Source organism: Streptomyces sp. URMC 124 (assembly GCF_051386455.1).
In the GTDB taxonomy this organism is placed as follows: Bacteria; Actinomycetota; Actinomycetes; order Streptomycetales; family Streptomycetaceae; genus Streptomyces.
Window position 1 is genome coordinate 1 of sequence record NZ_JBPQTS010000616.1, and the last position, 243, is coordinate 243.

Sequence of the window (243 nt, forward strand, 5' to 3'; positions counted from 1 at the left end):
TCGTTCCCTCCGTCTCCGCCAATCCGGCGATGGTACGGGAGCGCCGCAGCTCAATCCGGTCGTATTCGGGAACCGAAGCCGTGAAATAATAATATCCGTCGGTATGCTTATAAATCCAAGGGTCTGCCCTTTGCTCGATGAGGGGATTGTTCAATTTCAACTCTGACATGATGATAACTCCTATCCAAGTATAATGATTTTTTATATTTATTGGCCGGGACCCATAAGGTTTGTTTCCTTAAC

Annotated in this window: 1 pseudogene; it reads right to left on the reverse strand. The window is 46.5% G+C overall.

Annotated features, from left to right (window positions below):
* Positions 1 to 148, reverse strand: a pseudogene (locus ACSNOG_RS33900) (alpha-N-arabinofuranosidase); the annotation flags it as partial.
* Between the last annotated feature and the right edge of the window lie 95 nt (positions 149 to 243).